A 17,875-nucleotide genomic window follows, 5' to 3' on the forward strand; every position below is an offset into this window, starting at 1 on the left:
TTGTGGTCCGTTTATCGAGCAATGTTCTTAAAGGCAAAAAGGAACTGCGAGTTTGCTCACAGTTCCTCTTTGTCTAAAAAGCTTGGGGGTTTTCTGCCCGTAAATCGAGATGAGTCAGATAACGCCAACGAGAAATCCAAAAGAGTAGGAATTGTAAAAGAAAGTAGACCGCGATGATAATGAAGAAATAGTGCCATAAATTCACTTCAGCTAATTGAACAATTCCCCAGAAAGCCACAGCAGAGTGACACGTCGCGACAATCATTGGTAAGAAATACATGGTTAGTAGTTGGCGTGTCACGATTTGGTGACGCATTTTTGGCGTTAAGCCAATTTGATAGAGACTGCGATGCAAGCGTCCTTCTTTATCTAAATCCCCAAAGAGACGGAAATAAAGAATAGAAGAAGCAAAGAGGAAGAAAACCCCACCAATCAGCAACCCAATCATTAAAATAAAGCCATTTGCTTGGCGCTTTTGAATGAGATTATGATAAAGAGAATCGAATTCCAGGTATTTTGTATTGATAATGTCATCCCATTTTTCGATAGAAGTTTCTTCGTTATCGATCGAGTGGTATTCTTCCATTGCCGTTTCAAAATCAACGACTTTTTGAGTTAATCGAGTGAGTATTTGCTTATTCAAGGCACTACCATCGTCCCAGTTTTGATAATGAATGAATTGATAGATTTCGCTGTAAGGCATGTCTTCTGTTTGCATTTTTCCCTTAATCAATCCCACAAGAGAATCCGGTGCAATCAGAATTTGATTATAAACCGAAAGACGAAAAGGAATCGGGACCTCTGTTAAGGTAAAATCCCCTTCCAAATCAACAATTGAAATGGGATAGGATTGTCCGAATTTTTTGAAATAGGTTGCTTCTTCTAAATCGAAAGCTGGAAGCAGTAATTCATTTTCTTTCGTTACCAAGGTTTCCATTCCTAATTGTTTCGCGAGTCGATTATAGTCGCTAATCGAAATAACGCCGGTATAATTAGAAACGTTCTCTTCTTTAAGGGTATATTCAAAGGGGATTGGTTGGATTTTTTCATAAGTCGGTTCATAGCCTGCTTTTGCTAATTGCTCAAAAATTTCTTGGCCCAATTGTAAAATCGGGTGTTCCGCTTCGCTTATTTGAGTCGGATCAAAAGAATGATTGATTACCAACGCTGCGGGAAGGTTATTTCTTGTATTGGCTTCGGTACTGCCTAAACTGGCGGTCACAGAGACACCGACCAGAGCAACGGCTGCGGTACAAGTAATAAGAGCAAACAAATTAGCATTTTCTTTCCCACGATAAATACTAGTTGCAGTTAAGAGTAACTGTTTTCCTTGCCAATAATCCGCCCTTTTTTTTCGCCATAAGTAGTAATAAACACTCACTTGATGGAAAAAGAGAAAGGTTGCGATAACGGTAAACATGACACAAGAAAGTAAGACAAGAATATTATTGTTGTAAAGGCTTTTTACAAAGTAAACAAGAGAACCATAGCCGATACCTAAACTGATAAACGCCAATAGGACTAAAACAGGATTGGCTCTGGGAGTTTTGTCAGGCATTTCCTCACTTTTCCCTAGTTGTGTTAAATTGGCGGTTTCAATTTTTAAAGTCAAAAAGAAACTAACGAATAAAAATAAGATGATATAAACCCCAATGGTTAACACAATCCCCACTGTTGGAAAGTAAAAATCGAGTCCCGTAGTCAAACTTAAAATGTTTTGCACAATAATTAAGATGGCTTTCATAAAGACTAATCCAATCGTAATCCCAGAGATAATGGCGCCGATGCCAATGACCATGTTTTCACCGAACAGTAATTTGCGCAGATCTTTAGGCTGAATCCCTAGCATGACATAGATACTCAATTCACGTTTTCTAGCTTTTGAGAAAATACCAAACGAATACCATAAAAAGATAAAAGAAAGTGCCACAATCAGCACTTGACTGACAGTCATTCCCATCGCAGCTAATGTGGCGATGTTGCCATTACTACCACCCAGACCAGACTTTAGTTGAGGATGAAAATTTAAAATGGAAAATAAAAAGAAAACAAAAACAGAAAAGCTACTACTGAGAAAGTAACCTCCATAAATGCGAGAAGAACGGATAACGTTATTAGTAATCAGCTTGAAGAAGTTCACGACTACGACCTCCTAAGTGACTTAAAACGGTTAAAATCTTTTGATAAAACTCATCGCGATTTTCCCCTAAGTAAATTTCATTGTAGAAACGCCCGTCTTTAATAAAGACTACCCGATGACAGTAACTTGCAGCAAAGGGATCATGTGTCACCATTAACGTAGTGACGTGGCGTTCGAAGTTCAATTGACTCAGCAGAGCCATCACATCATCCGCAGATTTTGAATCGAGATTCCCTGTCGGTTCGTCCGCTAAAATCAAAGCAGGATCATGAATTAACGCGCGGCAAATAGCGACTCGCTGCATTTCACCACCGGATAATTGATAGATACGCTTATCTCTTAAAGCAGAAATACCAAGTTCATCTAACAAGTCTTCCGCTTTTTTTAACATGAATGCCGGTTTTTCGCCATCTAACGTCAGCGGTAAGACAATATTTTCAATCACGGTTAGTGGGGCAAGTAAATTGTATTGTTGAAAGACAAAACCAAGTTTGTGCCGGCGAAAATCCGCTAAACGATTTTTGTTGTAAAGATGCGGATTTTCATTTTCAAGTAAGACTTCTCCAGTTGTTGGTTGATCCAACGTTGCGATGCAGTTGAGCAAGGTCGTTTTCCCACTGCCGGAAGGTCCCATGATTGCGACCATTTCGCCTTTTTCGACCGTTAAATCAATTCCTTTTAAGACTTCAACTGTGACTTCGCCAGTATAATTTTTCGTTAATTGCTTAATTGATAGTAATGACATAGATGTGTCCTCCTAAGTGTTATCATACAGCTAGTTTAGCAAGAAAAATCTGGCTTACCTATGGCTGAAGCTGACAAAATCCTTACAAAGTTGTAAGAAAATAAAAAGTGTGACAGAAAAAAGCTGCCACACTACTGTTTGATTTTAGGGAAAACAAGCGTAACCGTTGTACCTTGACCAAAAATAGAGTCAATCTGTAGCTGAATATCTAATCCTTCGGCGACTTGATTGACTAAATAAAGACCCATCCCCGTGGCTTCACCAAATGTTCGCCCATTTTCGCCCGTGAAAAAAGGTCGTTTCACCCGAGGTAAATCGGAAGCGGGGATTCCAACACCATAATCGGTTATCGTCAGTTGAATCGTCTCCTCGTGTGCGATAGCTGTCACATCGATTTTCCCCTCGGAATAAGAATATTTCAAACTATTCGTTAAGAGCTGTTCAATCATAAAGGCCAACCATTTTTCATCGCTAATGATCATCATTTCTTCCGGAATTGAAATAGCAGGATAAATGTTTCGCTGAATAAAAGCTGTTTTTTGCGTATTAATCGCACTCGAGACGACATGGATTAAAGAGAGTTTTTTCAGTACGAAGTCGGTCTGGAATCCAGCACTTAACCGGGCTTCATTGAGGGCAATATTCAGTCCGTTTTTTAATCGTTGTGTTTCTGTTAAGACAGCTGATGGCGTCAATTGTTTGTTTTGAGCCATCATTTCGAGCACACTCAAGGGGGTTTTCATCTGATGAACCCATAAATTCATAAAGGTAATTTGTTGTTCTTGTCGTTTCGTTTGGAGTAAAAGTTGTTGCTCTTCTTTTTTTCGAACGTGATCAAATGAGACTTGAATCTTCTGGCTAACGGGGCTACTGTCACCCGGTAGTAGTTGATTCGTGTGACCCGATAAAAATCGATATAAATGGCGTTTGGTATAATAATCATAAGCAAATAAACCTAGGAATAAGAAGGCACTTAAGCCTAAAAAATACAAAGATAAACGCCAACCTAAAGTGTCACTTAAACCAGTAATTAGCGCGACAAAAGCAATGATTGTCAAACAAGCAGTGAAAGGAATCCAATGCGTTTTAATATAATAAGCCATTTACGCCACCTGCCAATCCAGTTGATACCCAATGCCGCGAATCGTCACAATGCTATTGACCAATCCTAAATCTTCTAGTTTTTTACGTAACCGTCCCATATTCACAGAGAGCGTATTATCATCCACAAAGCGGACATCATCCCATAATTTCATGAGTAACGTTTCTCTTGGAACGATTTTCGGGGCTTCCTCGATCAGTAATTCTAATAGCTCCCCTTCTTTTTTAGTAAGTAGTTCTTTTTGCTGATGGTAGTGGACTTCTGACCGTTCGGGATAATAGGTTAATTCACGAAAAACGACAGTTCGCTCTTTGGCAATCGCATATTCTCCGTAGACCCGTCGGAATTGACTTTTAATTTTAGCCATTAGAATTTCATTTACGAAGGGTTTCACTAAGTAATCATCCCCCCCATATTCCATCGCCATGACTTGATCCATCGGGTGATCGCGAGCAGACAAGAAAATAATGGGCACATTGGCATGTTTGCGAATCATTTTTGTCCAATAAAAGCCATCAAAATAAGGTAAATTCACATCCATTAATACTAAATGAGGTTGGATCGCTAGAAACTCTTGATCAAGATGTTGAAAGTCTTTTCCGATGATCACGTCAAAGCCATATTTTTCAATCGTTGCACTGATTAAGTTGGCTAATGCCTTATCATCTTCGATTAGAAAAATCTTCATTTTATGCCTCCTCTTTTTTAGTCGTATCAATTAATTGTAAGTGCGAGTTGAAATAGTGTTTATAGGCAAGATAACCGGCAATAATCGATCCGAGACTGGTCGTTGAAAGCAGCATAAAGGTCACCATGATTTGATATTTAATCGCATGGACAGGATCAACTCCTGCAAAGATTAAACCAGACATCATGCCGGGCAAACTGACAAGTCCGACTGTTTTTGCAGAATCAATTGTCGGTTGCATCGCCGTTTTAATACTCTCTCGTAAAATCGGGAGAGAAGCAAGTTTGATTGGCGCCCCTAAAGCGAGTTTTTCTAAGACTTGTTGCCGTTGGTCTTGGAATTTTGAAAAGAGATGACGGTAGCAAAGACCAATCGCGACCATTGAGTTACTCGCAATCATTCCACTAATTGGAATCACTTGAGATGGGATAAATTTAATGGCGCCAGATAAGACAAGCACCCCCATCGTGACATACGTGCTGATAAAAATTGCGAATAACGAATTCCAATAGCTTTTGATTGGATGGGGATTACGCTTATGGGCATTCCAAGCGGCATTCACGACAATAAAGAAGCTCATTAAAGCCGTCAGTACTACGTTATTAACTTGGAACAAATATTTTAAGACATAACCGACAATCGTTAATTGAATGACTGCTCGTAAAATACTCAAGAGAATGTCTTTACTTAAGGTTAATTTTTCCTTTTGACTAATCAAAACTGCGATTAAAACCAGCGCAAAGGAAAAAAACAAAGATGCATTATTAACGGCTAACTCGTTCATCGACAATCCCTCCATTTTGAATCCAAATTGTTTTTTTACTGTGGGCTAATTCACTTTCATCATGAGTGATTTGTAATAACGTTACGCCTTTTTGGTGAATCTTCTCAAGAAAATCTAGCACAATTTGCTTGTTTTCACTATCCAATCCGACCGTCACTTCGTCGAGCAATAATAGTTTAGGTAAAAAAAGTAAGTTTCGCAAAAGAGCGACTCTTTGACGTTCACCACCAGAAAGATCATTGATATTTTTATGTAAAAAATCAGGTTTTAAAGCGACTAATTGAAGGGCTTCTTCGGCTTTCTTTTGATCAAACGGTAAGTGACGGATCGTAAAAGGGAAGAGCAAGTTATCATAAACCGTCTCACCAAATAAGGTCGGATTTTGAAAACAATAGGAAACTTCTTGCCGGTAAGTGGTGATTTCATAAGTATCCTGCGCTTTTCCTTGATATAAAATTGCTCCTGAAGTGGGTGTTTGTAAGGAGGCAATCAGTTTCAGCAAGCTACTTTTTCCACTACCAGAAGGGCCACCAATGGTCAGCCAATCGCCTGCTTCTACCGTTAAGTTGACGTTTGATAAAATGTGTTGTTTTCCTACTTGATAGGAAAGTTGATGAATGGTTAATAAAGCAGTCATAATCGTTCCTTTCTTAAAACATTGATACTCTAATTGTACCTTGTCTGATTTATTTAGGGAAGGTTTCTCTCGGATGATTTGACAAAGGCGTGAAAACTTGATAAATTGTGAGGGAATAAAAATGTAACCTAGTGAAACGGGGACGAATTTGTGAGTGTCAGCGGTATCTAAATTATAAGTTGAATCGTCGAAAAAAACTGCAAATGGCAGGTTTATTTGGCGAGCTTATCAAGATACCTGTCGACAAATGAGATGATAGACTGCTCAAGCGATGGTGTAGACGATCGTTTTTTTTGTGTTTTCTAGGTTAAATACAAGTCAATCGATGTTTGAAAGAGGTATCTCTTTTTTATTTGAAAGGAAAGAGAAAAAATGAATCAAACGACGTTAACGAAACTACAGTACAATGAAATGATTCAAAAAATAAAAGAAAAAGCCATTGGCAAGCATAGTCAAGCAATCATTGAAGAATGGCTTCCCCAAAATAATCTTGCAACAGTGAATAAACGCCAAGCGGAAACGAAAGAAGCACGCTTGATTTTAGATAGTCAGCAACATGTTCCCTTTATGGGGCTGAGTCGGATTACTTTGCTCACTGAACAAGTCAAGAAAGGGTTGATTTTACCTCCAGGAGACTTAATCGAATGCGGTGATTTTTTACGAAGTAGTCGTCTCATTCGCAAGTTTTTTGAAAAAAATCAATATCAAACGCCTTTGCTGTATAACTATAGTTGTTATTTACCTGAATTGCTTGAAGTGGAAGAAGCGATTGATCGCAAAATTAGCAATCAGAAAATACGTGATACAGCAACTACGCAATTAGCTAAAATTCGTAGAAGAAAAATGGAAATCCAAAAAGAAATTCAAGATAAACTAATGAAGTTCATTCGCCATGGGAAAAATAAAGAAATGATTCAAGAAGCGATGATCGTCAAAAAAGGCGAGCATTATACCGTTCCGATTAAGGCGAGCTATAAGAATAAGGTAGCAGGAACGTTAATCGAAGAATCAAGTAAAGGACAAACGGTCTTTATCGAACCCAGTGCTGTCGCAAAATTAAATGAGCAGTTGAATGGACTAACAATGGAAGAAACCATCGAAGAATATCAAGTTTTAGCGGAACTAACAGGATATTTAGCTGAGAATGAACGAGTGATTGACCAAGCGATTGAAACCATCACAGTGTTTGATTGCATCTTTGCGCGAGCTAAATACAGTCGCGAATTGAATGGCGTCACACCTTTAATGAATAAAGAAGAGCGTATCCATCTTCTGGCAGGACGTCATCCGTTCCTACCGGGAGAGGTGGTTCCTTTAGATTTTCATTTAGGAGAAACGTATCGAGGTTTAGTCATCACAGGAGCAAACGCAGGAGGCAAGACGGTAGTGTTAAAAACCGTTGGATTACTCACGTTGATGGCAATGATTGGACTACAAGTGCCTGCGAAAGAAGGCACGGAACTTGCCGTCTTTGACCAACTTTTTGTCGACATCGGTGATCAACAAAATATGGAAGATGCCTTAAGTACCTTCTCAGGTCATCTAAAAAATATCAGTGAACTATTGCCACAGATTAAGCGACACACGCTCGTCTTATTTGACGAAATAGGGAGCGGTACAGAACCAAATGAGGGGGCTGCTTTAGCGGTTGCTATCATGGAAGAGATTTATCAAAAGGGTGGGATTGTGGTTGCAACGACTCATTACGGTGAGGTCAAACGCTTCTCTCAAGAACACGAGGATTTTGTGACAGCGGCGATGGCCTTTGATCAAGAAAATCTCAAGCCCTTGTATCGCTTAATTGTGGGTGAAGTGGGAGAAAGTCAAGCCTTATGGATTGCGCAAAAAATGGCCATTTCGAAAAAAGTCATCGACCAAGCCCAAAAATATATTGATAAAGAAGCTTTTACGACAACACGAAAAGTTTTTAACCAAATAGTCAAAATGAAGAGCGAACCGAAGGAATCTTATTTTGACTTTCAAAAAGGTGATCGCGTTGAATTAACTGAAACAAAACAAATTGGATTGATCTATCATGATCACCAACAAGAGAAAATAGCTGTCTTTGTCAAGGGAGAAGTGATTGAGGTTTTAAGAAAACGAGTAAAACTATTGGCACCCGCTACGGAACTCTATCCGCTTGATTATGACTTAGACCAACTCTTTACCGATTACCATGTAAGAAAAGAAGAACGAGATTTGTTGCGAGGATCAAAGAAAGCCCACAAGGCATTGGATAAAGCAGCACGCAAAAGAAGAGAAGGACCAGGAACCAAGAATACCTAACCAAAGAATGGCTTCCTGAACGAACGCAAAAAGGACTGTGGCTTTTGTCACAGTCCTTTTGCACGTTTAGGAACGACTAACAGGGACTTGCATCCGAATAAACATGGAGCGGTTCACATCAGAGGTTTTATTCTTTTCATAGAGGACTTCACAAATATAATCTCCGATAATTTGATAGCCTTGATCGGCCAGTTCATGTTGAAAAAGAGGCAACATTTTAATCTCTTCTTGGAAGGAGTGACAATAATAAGTGGCATAAGTTCCTTTTGGTAAGAGACGTGTCTCCGTTGTTTTTTGATCAGAAAAAATAAAAAATTCCTTTGATAAAAAAGACTGATCAACAAAAGAGGTCCGAGGCATAATCGAGCCGACACAATTAAATTTGCGTAAATCGGTTAAGTCAGATTTGAATTCACGTAGAGAAAACTCGTATTCTTCTTCGGTCATCTGGTAAATATTTTGTCTTGTTGGATAAGTAAAGACCCAACGAGCAGGGAAATCAACAAACTCAATCGCTTTGTTAAATTGTTTCTCTTGGAAAATGAGAGCCCCTTCTTGAAAGACTTTAATTTCTGCTAATTGATGCTGAATACTTTTTAATTCTGCTTGGAGAGTTGCTTTTTTGTTTTCGATGACTTGGTTTAATTCCGTCGGTGTTTTTGTATCGTTCATGATTTGCTTAATTTCCGTTAAACTAAAGTCTAATTGTTGAAAGAATTGAATATTATCAATGACCGCAGATTGTTTAATGTGGTAATAACGATAATTCGTGAACGGGTCAATTTCAATCGGATGGATCAGATCAATGGATTCGTAATAACGTAAAGCTTGTACCGAAATCTGATTGTATTTGGCGAAATCACCAATCTTCATTTTTGTAAACATTTTCATAACTCTCCCTTGACTCTATAGTTACTATAGAGATTATACTTCAATTGTGAAGTAAAATACAATTATATCGGAGGAATAAACAATGTTTAAAGAAAAAGTACGTGTCGTGCAGTATGGTTGTGGAAAGATGTCAAAAACAATTATTCAATACTTAGTGCAACACGGAGCAGAAGTAGTTGGGGCGATTGATAATAATCCAGCGGTTGTAGGGAAAGATATCGGTGAATTTGCTGAACTGGGTTACCAAACGGGCGTTAAGATTTCAGATAATGCGGAAGAAGTTTTTGCGAACTGTGATGCGGATGTTGCCATTGTAACGGTCTTTAGTTATATGCCTGAAATGGAAAAAATATTTGAAACTTGTTTGGTAAATAAGGTCAATGTCATCACTACTTGTGAAGAAGCAATCTATTCTTGGAATACATCACCAGCTGTGACCAATCGTTTAGATCGATTAGCTAAAGAAAACGGTGTAACGATTACAGGAAGTGGCATGCAAGACTTGTATTGGATTAATATGCCAACGTTGATGATGGCGGGAATGAATCAGATTCAAAAAGTCAAAGGTGCCGTGAGTTATAACGTAGAAGATTATGGTTTAGCACTGGCAGAGGCGCATGGAGCAGGCTATGATTTGGCAAAATTCGAAGCTGAGATTGCCCAAGCCGAAAGTCTACCTTCGTACATGTGGAATGCCGCTGAAGGAATTTGTGCAAAAATGAATTGGACCATTCAAGCGATTAGTCAAAAGAGCGTTCCTTTCGTTTTAGAAGAAGATGTCTACTCCGAAACGTTAGGAAGAACCATTCCAGCAGGAGATGCGATTGGCATGTCTGCGGTGACTACGATTCAGACTTATCAAGGAATTGAACTAGAGGTTGAATGTATTGGAAAAGTGTACCGCGAAAATGAAGGAGATATGTGTGATTGGGAAATTATGGGTGAACCAAACATGGTCTTTTCTCTAGAGAAACCAGATACTGTCGCGCATACGTGTGCAACGATTGTTAACCGTATCCCATCTTTAATCCACGCACCTGCAGGTTTTGTGACTGCCGAAAAATTAGAAACAGCGAGCTATTTAACGTATCCGATTCATTTATACGTATAATCACAGAACGAAGAGAAAATCGACTAACGCGTAAAATACTCGCGAGTAACGAATCAATAAGAAGCGCCATTTTTGGCCTTCTTCCAATTATCCAGAAAAGGAGTGGTGACGTTAACGGTCATCGCTCTTTTCTTTTTTCCTCTAAACAAACGATTTTAATGGAAAATAAGCAGCGGAAGTGATTTTATTTTAGTGAAAGTAATGAGCCGGACAAAGAGACTTCCGATCCAATAAACGGAATACCAAGGACGTGCCTCAAATGAATTGTCTGATACTCCCCATCAACGATTTGTTGTGTTTTTTTGATAATTCGCTTCAAATTATGGTAGAAAATCTTTCTTTTAGGATGAATTGTTAATATTTTAATGGAAATTTTCTGAAATATTAAGTATACTCTTGCTAACTCTTTAACAAGAAAAGGAAGTGGGATTTGTTGGAAACGAAAAAACTAAAACGAGAAATTACCTTGATGGGTGCGTTATCGACGGTAATGGGGACCGTAATTGGCGCAGGCGTGTTCTTCAAGGCAGCGGCTGTCGTTGCCCACACGCAATCAGCAGGACTAGCATTATTTGCTTGGTTACTTGCAGGCTTTTTAACCATTTGTGGTGGTTTGACTGTAGCAGAACTGGCGACAGCTATTCCAAAAACGGGCGGTGCCATTCAATACATTGAAGTCACCTATGGAAAATTACCGGCGTTTTTACTTGGTTGGGCCCAGTCGATTATTTACTTTCCAGCTAATATTGCCGCTTTAAGTATTATTTTTGCGACCCAACTGATTAATTTATTGCGTTTAAGTAATGAGCTCTTAATTCCTCTAGCTATGATGACTGCAATCAGTGTGACGGTGATTAATCTCTTAGGCACCCGGGTGGCTGCTCGTGTTCAGTCGTTTACCTTAGTCGTTAAATTGTTACCGATTATTGCGATTGTCCTTGTCGGTCTTTTCATACCGGGAGAAGTGACTGTCTCTTTAGTCAATCTAGAAATCGGTGGAGACAAGTCATGGTTGGCGGGCTTTAGTAGCGCCTTGTTAGCGACGTTGTTTGCTTATGATGGTTGGTTAAATGTTGGGAATGTCGCAGGAGAAATGAAAAACCCGGTTAGAGACCTACCCAAAGCAATTATTTTAGGGTTGAGCTTTGTCACGTTAATATATTGGGCGATTAACTTTGTTTTTCTAAAAGTCCTACCTGTCGATCAAATTGCAGGGAATCTAAACGCGTCGTCAGAAGCTGCGGCAGTATTATTTGGTACCATTGGTGGGAAAGTCATTACAATTGGTATTTTGATTTCCGTTTATGGAGCGCTAAATGGTTATACGATGACCGGCATCCGTGTTCCTTATGCGTTAGCGATGCAAAATGATTTTCGTTTTAGTCCGGCGTTCATTAAATTAACCCGTAAAACCTACGTTCCTCTGTTGCCTGCTTTTTTACAGTTAGGTATTGGCTGTGGCATGATTCTGATCGGTAGTTTTGATTTATTAACCGATATGCTTGTCTTTGTCATGTGGTTCTTTAGTATATTAATTTTTGCGGCTGTCTTTATTTTACGCAAAACGCAACCTGATTTAATCCGGCCTTATAAAGTTCCGTTATATCCGATTACCCCGCTGATTGCGATGTTTGGTGGACTATTTATTTTAATCATGACGACAGTTACCCAACCAATACTTGTCCTTTCAGGAATTGGCCTGACCCTGTTAGGGATTCCTGTGTATTATTACGGGAAAAAGTAGTAACAATAGATTTTTTATCAAATGAAGCCAGACAATTGCTCGTTCTTTCCATTACTCAAAAAGACGTCTAGTGGCGCTTGATCATGTATTGACATGATTTTTTTATTCTCGTACGCTTGTCATTTTCCGATTTACCCTCCACAAACTCGTCGATAAATCATTAATCACTCAAAAATTTGCTATACGAATTTTAGAACTTCTCTATTAATAAATGTGTCAGAAACTTAATCGTTTTTGACGCATTTTTACATTCGCGGTACAATAGATTTACGAGTGTTGCATAAACTGATGTCAAAAATTGAAGGAGATTTCGCATGATTATCGAGAATAAATTGGGTTTAACCAGTCAAGTCGAGTTGGCCAAAACTGAAGAAAAACTCAGCAAACAAAAAGCGAAGGAATTATATGATTCTGGAAAAATAAATGAAATAGAAGTTGGTACTTTTAAAGGCTTATCTGAAATTCATGAATTTCTCTTTTCAGAGATTTACGAGTTTGCCGGAAATATTCGATCCGTCAATATCGCAAAAGGGAATTTTCGATTTGCGCCGGTTATGTATCTAGAACATTCGTTGAAGCATATCGATCAAATGCCACAGTCATCTTTTGAAGAAATTATTAAGAAATATGTCGAGATGAATATCGCGCACCCGTTTCGAGAAGGAAACGGCCGGAGTACTAGAATTTGGTTGGATATCATTTTAAAAGAGGAATTACAAAAAGTTGTCGATTGGAACTTGATTGATAAATCAGATTATCTTTCGGCAATGGAACGCAGTCCGATTAATGATTTGGAGATACGCTATTTGATTTCGAACGCCCTAACCGATAAGATTGATGATCGCGAGTTATATATGAAAGGAATCGACGTCAGCTATTTCTACGAGGGGTATTCTGAATATACGATAGATGATTTATAAGAGTAGGTGGGTTAATTGACAAATATGGGGATGCACGTGCCTCAACTGCTTATCAAAGTTTCGAGGATGAATAATAAGCAACTTGCGATTATTCTGTCATGGCTTGCCAAGTATTAAATAGTAGATTTGTATAGGCACTTTTTTAAGAAAAACTTTAATTATTGATACAAAATGGCATATTGTTAACAATTAAAATTATTTAATCAATCAACCATCACTTCTATTCTTTTTTTCTCAAATGCAGCAAGACAATTACTCGGGCCTTCCGTCGCTCAAAAAAACTTCCAATAGCGCTTGATCGTGTAATCATTCTCTAGGTCTGTAATTTTTTGCGAATGTTAGTCATGGTTAGGCATGTCAATAACGATACTTTTAGTTCTATCACTCATTCGTATCGTGTACTGACATGCCTTTTTTGTTTATTGTCGTATGCATGTCATTTTCCGCTTGAGCATTATTATTTTTGACAGGAATGTGTTGCTGAGAAACTTCTATATACTATTAATACAAAATAAACTGCTCATGACGGTACATTTCGAAGTATAATACCAGTAAAAGGTGAGGGGAAATAAAACAGATGATAATCGAAACAGTGGCAAAACGAATGAATGAGGCCAACTATTGGCCCAATCAAGATGCTCAGTGGCAAAATGAGATACATTCATTATTAGAAAAAGTGATTGAGTATGATGGAAGGAGAATGACATGAGAATCTTTCTTTTAGGAGCAACCGGAAAAACAGGTACTGTCTTTCTAAATATGGCGCTAGCAAAGGGACATCATATTACTGCGTATGTGAGGTCACCGGAAAAGCTAACAATAGCTGAAAATCTGACTATTATTCAAGAAAACTTAGAATCAATCCCCCAAATGTCTGCGGCGATGCGTGATCACGATGTTGTCGTATCTTGTCTAGGTGGCAATGATAATGATCAATCGAACGTAATCCAAAAGCTTACGGAGGTAATCGTAGCTAGCATGAAAGAAAGCAATGTATCTAGGATTGCAGCCATCTCATCGGCAGGCATTCATAACGAATTCTCATGGGTGACAAACTTCATTCTTACTCTTTTTTATAAACACGTGATCAATGATCATCGATTGGCAGCACAGGTCATTATGACAAGTGGGTTAGATTATACACTCGCGCGACCGCTCTCATTAACAGATGGGGGTCTTACGAAAAGCTATCGAAAAATGACGATTGGTGTTCCAAAAGGTGGGAAAAATATTTCAAGACAAGATTTAGCACATTTTTTATTAGAAACCATCGAAAGTGGAGACTACCACAATGAAACAGTAGGATTGGCATACTAGGAATGAGACCACGTCTGTACAAAAATCGATTTTAGTACAAAAGGTAATACAGTTGTGATCTCCAATCGATTAAGTGAACATCTAATCAGTTTTTTAGTGCGCAGTGAGTATTGCAACACAAGTGCTTCAAATCATAAAATTGTCTATATGAGGTTCTTTTTCATTTGATAAAAGTTCAAACAAGACGCACCATGAAAATAAGAAGGAAGCAATCCAGGCTTTTTTAGAATGAGTAGGAGTGGTTATCATGGCTTTAATGACATTAAAAAATGTAAATAAGTACTATCTTTCGGGTAGTGATTTGCGTTTTCATGCACTAAAAAATATTAATTTATCGTTTAATAAAGGCGAATTGGTCTCCATTATCGGAGAATCGGGTAGTGGGAAATCGACCTTAATGAATCTGATTGGTGGTTTGGATCGCGATTTTGAAGGAGAAATACTCGTCGATGGTGTAAATATTGGAACGTATAATGAAAACCAACGAGTGATGTACAATAAAGAGAAGATAGGATTTGTGTTTCAAAGTTTTAATCTGATTCCCCATTTAAATGTGTTGGAAAATGTGGCGTTAGCCATGACCTTATCCAACGTCAGTAAAAAGATTCGCGTTGAACGAGCGAAGAAAATTCTCGCTGAGGTTGGCTTAGAAAAACATTACTATAAAAAACCGAATCAATTATCGGGAGGACAAAAACAACGTGTCGCGATTGCACGATCGCTTGTGAATGATCCAGAAATTATTATTGCAGATGAACCGACAGGCGCGCTAGATTCTGAAACGGCTGATCAAGTCCTGCAAATCTTTAGCGAAATTGCGGCTAGCGGCAAGTTAGTGTTACTGGTGACCCACTCAGAAAGAGTCGCGGCACGTTCGAGTCGCATTGTGACGATAGCAGATGGCTCGATCATTTCTGATCAAGAATATCCTGAAAATCAAGTGTATCATTCAAAAGAACATCTTAGTCGCTTTAGTTTAACGAGTCGTCCAAAAAATCGGAACTTATCATTTTTCGCCGCGATGAAATTAGCCTTTTTAAATATGAAGGAGAAATTTTCAAGAAGTGTCCTCATTGCCCTTGGCGGTAGTATCGGCATTATGAGTATTATTTTGATGCTCTCTTTAGGTTCGGGTGTGAATGCCTATTTAACGAATCTCATGCAAGAGCAAGTGAATCCCGTCGTCAGTGAAGTTCGAATGCCGGAACCAGAAGAACAAGAGACAAGTAATTCTTCAACGAGCGAAATCACAGGGGATCCAACAGGTATGCCAATGGATCCCGCTCAAAATAGTCCTGTGATGCGAAATGATAACGTTCCTTTTGAACAATCAGATTTAGAAACCCTAGAGAACATTGATGGAGTAGCATCGCTTGAAAAAGGTTATTCGACTTTTTCACTAGGAAATAATTCGATTATGTATAACGATCGCTATCGCTCCTTTATGAATTTTATAACGATGTCCTCGATGATTACGACGGCAAACTTGAGTGAAGGAGAGTTCCCGCAAGAAGGCGAAATCTTAATCACGCAAGGAATTGCCGATAGTATTGGTGAAGACAGTATCGGCAAAGAAGTCACCGTTACGTTAATGATGGATGGCGTCATTACAGAAACAGATATGGTAATTAGTGGGATTTTTGCTTCTAGCGATGCCGTCGGTCCAACGGCTGTCTTTGACTCGATTTATATGAATTATGCGGATGTTGAAGCCATCGCGCAAGCCAATGACATCGAGTTACAGCCTAATGTTGTGTACCTGGTAGCAGAAGATGCGCAAGCCAATGCTCGTGTTAAAGAAGAAATCAAGACATTGGGTTATCAGGGATCTGCGATGGAATCCATTGCGAAATTATTTACGGATATGATCGATATTTTCACGTATATTTTAGCGGGAGTTGCTGGCTTATCATTGTTTGTTTCAGCGATTATGATTTTAACCGTTCTTTACATCAGCGTGGTTGAGCGGACGCAAGAAATTGGTGTGATCAAAGCGACAGGTGGAAGAAAGAAAGATATTCGTCGGATTTTTGTTTCGGAATCCTTTTTAATTGGTGTTTTTAGCGGTAGTTTTGGTGTCGGCTTTGCTTACATCTTGTCAATTATTGGCAATCGAGTAGTCGAACAACAATTTGGTACGACTATCTTTTTAGTGGAATATCAGTTCATCGTGATGGGAATGGTGATCAGTATTTTACTAAGTGTGATTGCGGGACTCTTGCCATCGGTTTGCGCGTCCCGTCTCGATCCTGTCGAAGCGTTACGCCACGAGTAACCAACCCTATTTCATCGTACTTTAAACGGTCCTCTTTAATATGGAGAGGGTCGTTTTTTTTTTATGAGAAAGTGTGCGAAGTTTCCATCAATGAAACACTCAGAAAACCTCGTTGGTTGTCAAGAAATAATGACGCTTGAGTCCGTCTGTTTCATATTGAGAAGTGTGATAAAATGTGTTATATTTTTCAATTGGAACTTCTTTTTTGAGAAAAGAAGAATGGATGGGGTTTCCCCCATAAAGAGGAGAAATGATTGTGAATACAATAGCATTATTGATTGGATTATGTCCAGTGATTGGATGGGGATTATTCCCAACGGTGGCAGCAAAAATTGGTGGACGTCCAGTCAATCAAATTTTAGGGACGACATTGGGAACTTTTGTCTTTGCATTGATTTTTTCATTTGCAACAAAAACCGCATTGCCTGAAGGAAAAGATTTGCTATTCTCGTTGTTGTCTGGGATTGGCTGGGCCTCGGCACAAATTATTACGTTTAAATCCTTTGAGTTAGTCAGTACTTCAAAAGCGTTACCGATTACGACTGCTGTTCAGTTACTCGTGACGTCATTGTGGGGTGCTTTTTTTCTAGGAAATTGGCCAGGCGTGACGAATAAATTGATTGGCATCTTTGCCTTAGTCTTAATTGTGATTGGTGCGAGAATGTCTGTCTGGACAGAAAAGAAAGATGCGCAAGATAGCGCAAGGTTAAAACGTGCGGTCTTCTTATTAATAATTGGTGGGATTGGGTACTGGGCGTATTCCGCTGCGCCACAAGCTACGAATGTCGATGGGATGACTTCTTTTTTACCACAAGCGATTGGAATGCTTTTGGTGGCCTCTCTTTATAGTCTATTTTTAACAGTAACGCAAAAAAATGAAACCTCTCCTTTTAAAGAAAAAGTTTCTTATTTGCAAATGATCTCTGGTTTCTTTTTTGCTTTTGCAGCCCTCACGTATCTCATCTCCGCACAACCCAACATGAACGGCTTGGCAACGGGTTTTATCTTATCGCAAACGTCAGTGGTTGTCGGAACATTAACGGGTATTTATTTCCTTGGACAAAAGAAGACGAACAAAGAAATGAAAGTGACGTTATTAGGGTTAGGGTTCATTATTCTAGCGGCAACGATGACCGTCATGATTTAACGGGTGAAACTCACGGTAGGATTATCGTGAGTTTTTTATTTAGAAATGCAATGTGGGGATGCGAGAAAAATTTTTTTGATTCATTCTT

General features: G+C 38.9%; 15 protein-coding genes. 8 read left to right on the plus strand and 7 right to left on the minus strand.

All coding sequences use genetic code 11. The annotated features are described in order from the left end of the window. Positions 1-73: 73 nt before the first annotated feature. The 6 genes from RU93_RS04390 to RU93_RS04415 all read right to left on the minus strand — a co-directional run bounded on the left by RU93_RS04390 (position 74) and on the right by RU93_RS04415 (position 6,096). Entirely contained in the window at positions 74-2,140 is a 2,067-nt protein-coding gene (locus RU93_RS04390; RefSeq protein ID WP_071874396.1) for an ABC transporter permease, read from the minus strand. Beyond that, positions 2,115-2,885: an ABC transporter ATP-binding protein gene (locus tag RU93_RS04395; protein WP_071874397.1), complete on the minus strand. Its 771-nt coding sequence runs from the start codon at positions 2,883-2,885 to the stop codon at positions 2,115-2,117. Before RU93_RS04395 ends, RU93_RS04390 begins: the two co-directional genes overlap by 26 nt. 131 nt (positions 2,886-3,016) lie before the next feature. Further along, a complete protein-coding gene (locus tag RU93_RS04400; protein WP_071874398.1) occupies positions 3,017-3,988 on the minus strand; it encodes a sensor histidine kinase in 972 nt (323 codons plus the stop codon). Continuing rightward, on the minus strand, positions 3,989-4,675 hold the full coding sequence (locus tag RU93_RS04405) for a response regulator transcription factor (protein WP_071874399.1): 687 nt from the start codon (positions 4,673-4,675) through the stop codon (positions 3,989-3,991). 1 nt (position 4,676) lies between these two features. Next, positions 4,677-5,459, minus strand: coding sequence for an ABC transporter permease (locus tag RU93_RS04410; RefSeq protein ID WP_071874400.1), 783 nt, complete (start codon positions 5,457-5,459; stop codon positions 4,677-4,679). Beyond that, entirely contained in the window at positions 5,440-6,096 is a 657-nt protein-coding gene (locus tag RU93_RS04415; protein WP_071874401.1) for an ABC transporter ATP-binding protein, read from the minus strand. The genes RU93_RS04410 and RU93_RS04415 overlap by 20 nt, the downstream gene beginning before the upstream one ends. Before the next feature lie 372 nt (positions 6,097-6,468). Here RU93_RS04415 and RU93_RS04420 point away from each other — a divergent pair, with 372 nt between their 5' ends. Beyond that, the gene (locus tag RU93_RS04420) at positions 6,469-8,382 is read left to right on the plus strand and encodes an endonuclease MutS2 (RefSeq protein ID WP_071874402.1); all 1,914 of its coding nucleotides are present in this window, start codon (positions 6,469-6,471) and stop codon (positions 8,380-8,382) included. Between the two features lie 66 nt (positions 8,383-8,448). Here RU93_RS04420 and RU93_RS04425 read toward each other — a convergent pair whose 3' ends face one another. Then, positions 8,449-9,267, minus strand: coding sequence for a MerR family transcriptional regulator (locus RU93_RS04425; protein ID WP_071874403.1), 819 nt, complete (start codon positions 9,265-9,267; stop codon positions 8,449-8,451). 88 nt (positions 9,268-9,355) lie between these two features. Here RU93_RS04425 and RU93_RS04430 point away from each other — a divergent pair, with 88 nt between their 5' ends. From RU93_RS04430 to rbsU, 7 genes are all read left to right on the plus strand, one after another. Further along, positions 9,356-10,384, plus strand: a complete 1,029-nt coding sequence (locus RU93_RS04430; protein ID WP_071874404.1) for an NAD(P)H-dependent amine dehydrogenase family protein — start codon at positions 9,356-9,358, stop codon at positions 10,382-10,384. Between the two features lie 433 nt (positions 10,385-10,817). After that, positions 10,818-12,128, plus strand: coding sequence for an APC family permease (locus tag RU93_RS04435; protein ID WP_379952843.1), 1,311 nt, complete (start codon positions 10,818-10,820; stop codon positions 12,126-12,128). A gap of 314 nt (positions 12,129-12,442) precedes the next feature. Next, positions 12,443-13,048 carry a protein adenylyltransferase Fic gene (fic, locus tag RU93_RS04440; RefSeq protein ID WP_071874405.1) on the plus strand — a complete coding sequence of 202 codons (606 nt, stop codon included), beginning with the start codon at positions 12,443-12,445 and terminating at the stop codon, positions 13,046-13,048. A 577-nt stretch (positions 13,049-13,625) separates the two neighbouring features. Beyond that, positions 13,626-13,757 carry a hypothetical protein gene (locus tag RU93_RS12350; protein WP_281246332.1) on the plus strand — a complete coding sequence of 44 codons (132 nt, stop codon included), beginning with the start codon at positions 13,626-13,628 and terminating at the stop codon, positions 13,755-13,757. Beyond that, complete coding sequence (locus RU93_RS04445; protein ID WP_071874406.1) at positions 13,754-14,365, plus strand: NAD(P)-dependent oxidoreductase; 612 nt, start codon at positions 13,754-13,756, stop codon at positions 14,363-14,365. Before RU93_RS12350 ends, RU93_RS04445 begins: the two co-directional genes overlap by 4 nt. A 247-nt stretch (positions 14,366-14,612) precedes the next feature. Further along, positions 14,613-16,640: an ABC transporter ATP-binding protein/permease gene (locus RU93_RS04450; protein ID WP_071874407.1), complete on the plus strand. Its 2,028-nt coding sequence runs from the start codon at positions 14,613-14,615 to the stop codon at positions 16,638-16,640. A gap of 256 nt (positions 16,641-16,896) precedes the next feature. Beyond that, entirely contained in the window at positions 16,897-17,787 is an 891-nt protein-coding gene (gene rbsU / locus RU93_RS04455; RefSeq protein WP_071874498.1) for a ribose/proton symporter RbsU, read from the plus strand. Positions 17,788-17,875 lie beyond the last annotated feature (88 nt).

Source organism: Enterococcus aquimarinus (assembly GCF_001885765.1).
In the GTDB taxonomy this organism is placed as follows: Bacteria; Bacillota; Bacilli; order Lactobacillales; family Enterococcaceae; genus Enterococcus_I; species Enterococcus_I aquimarinus.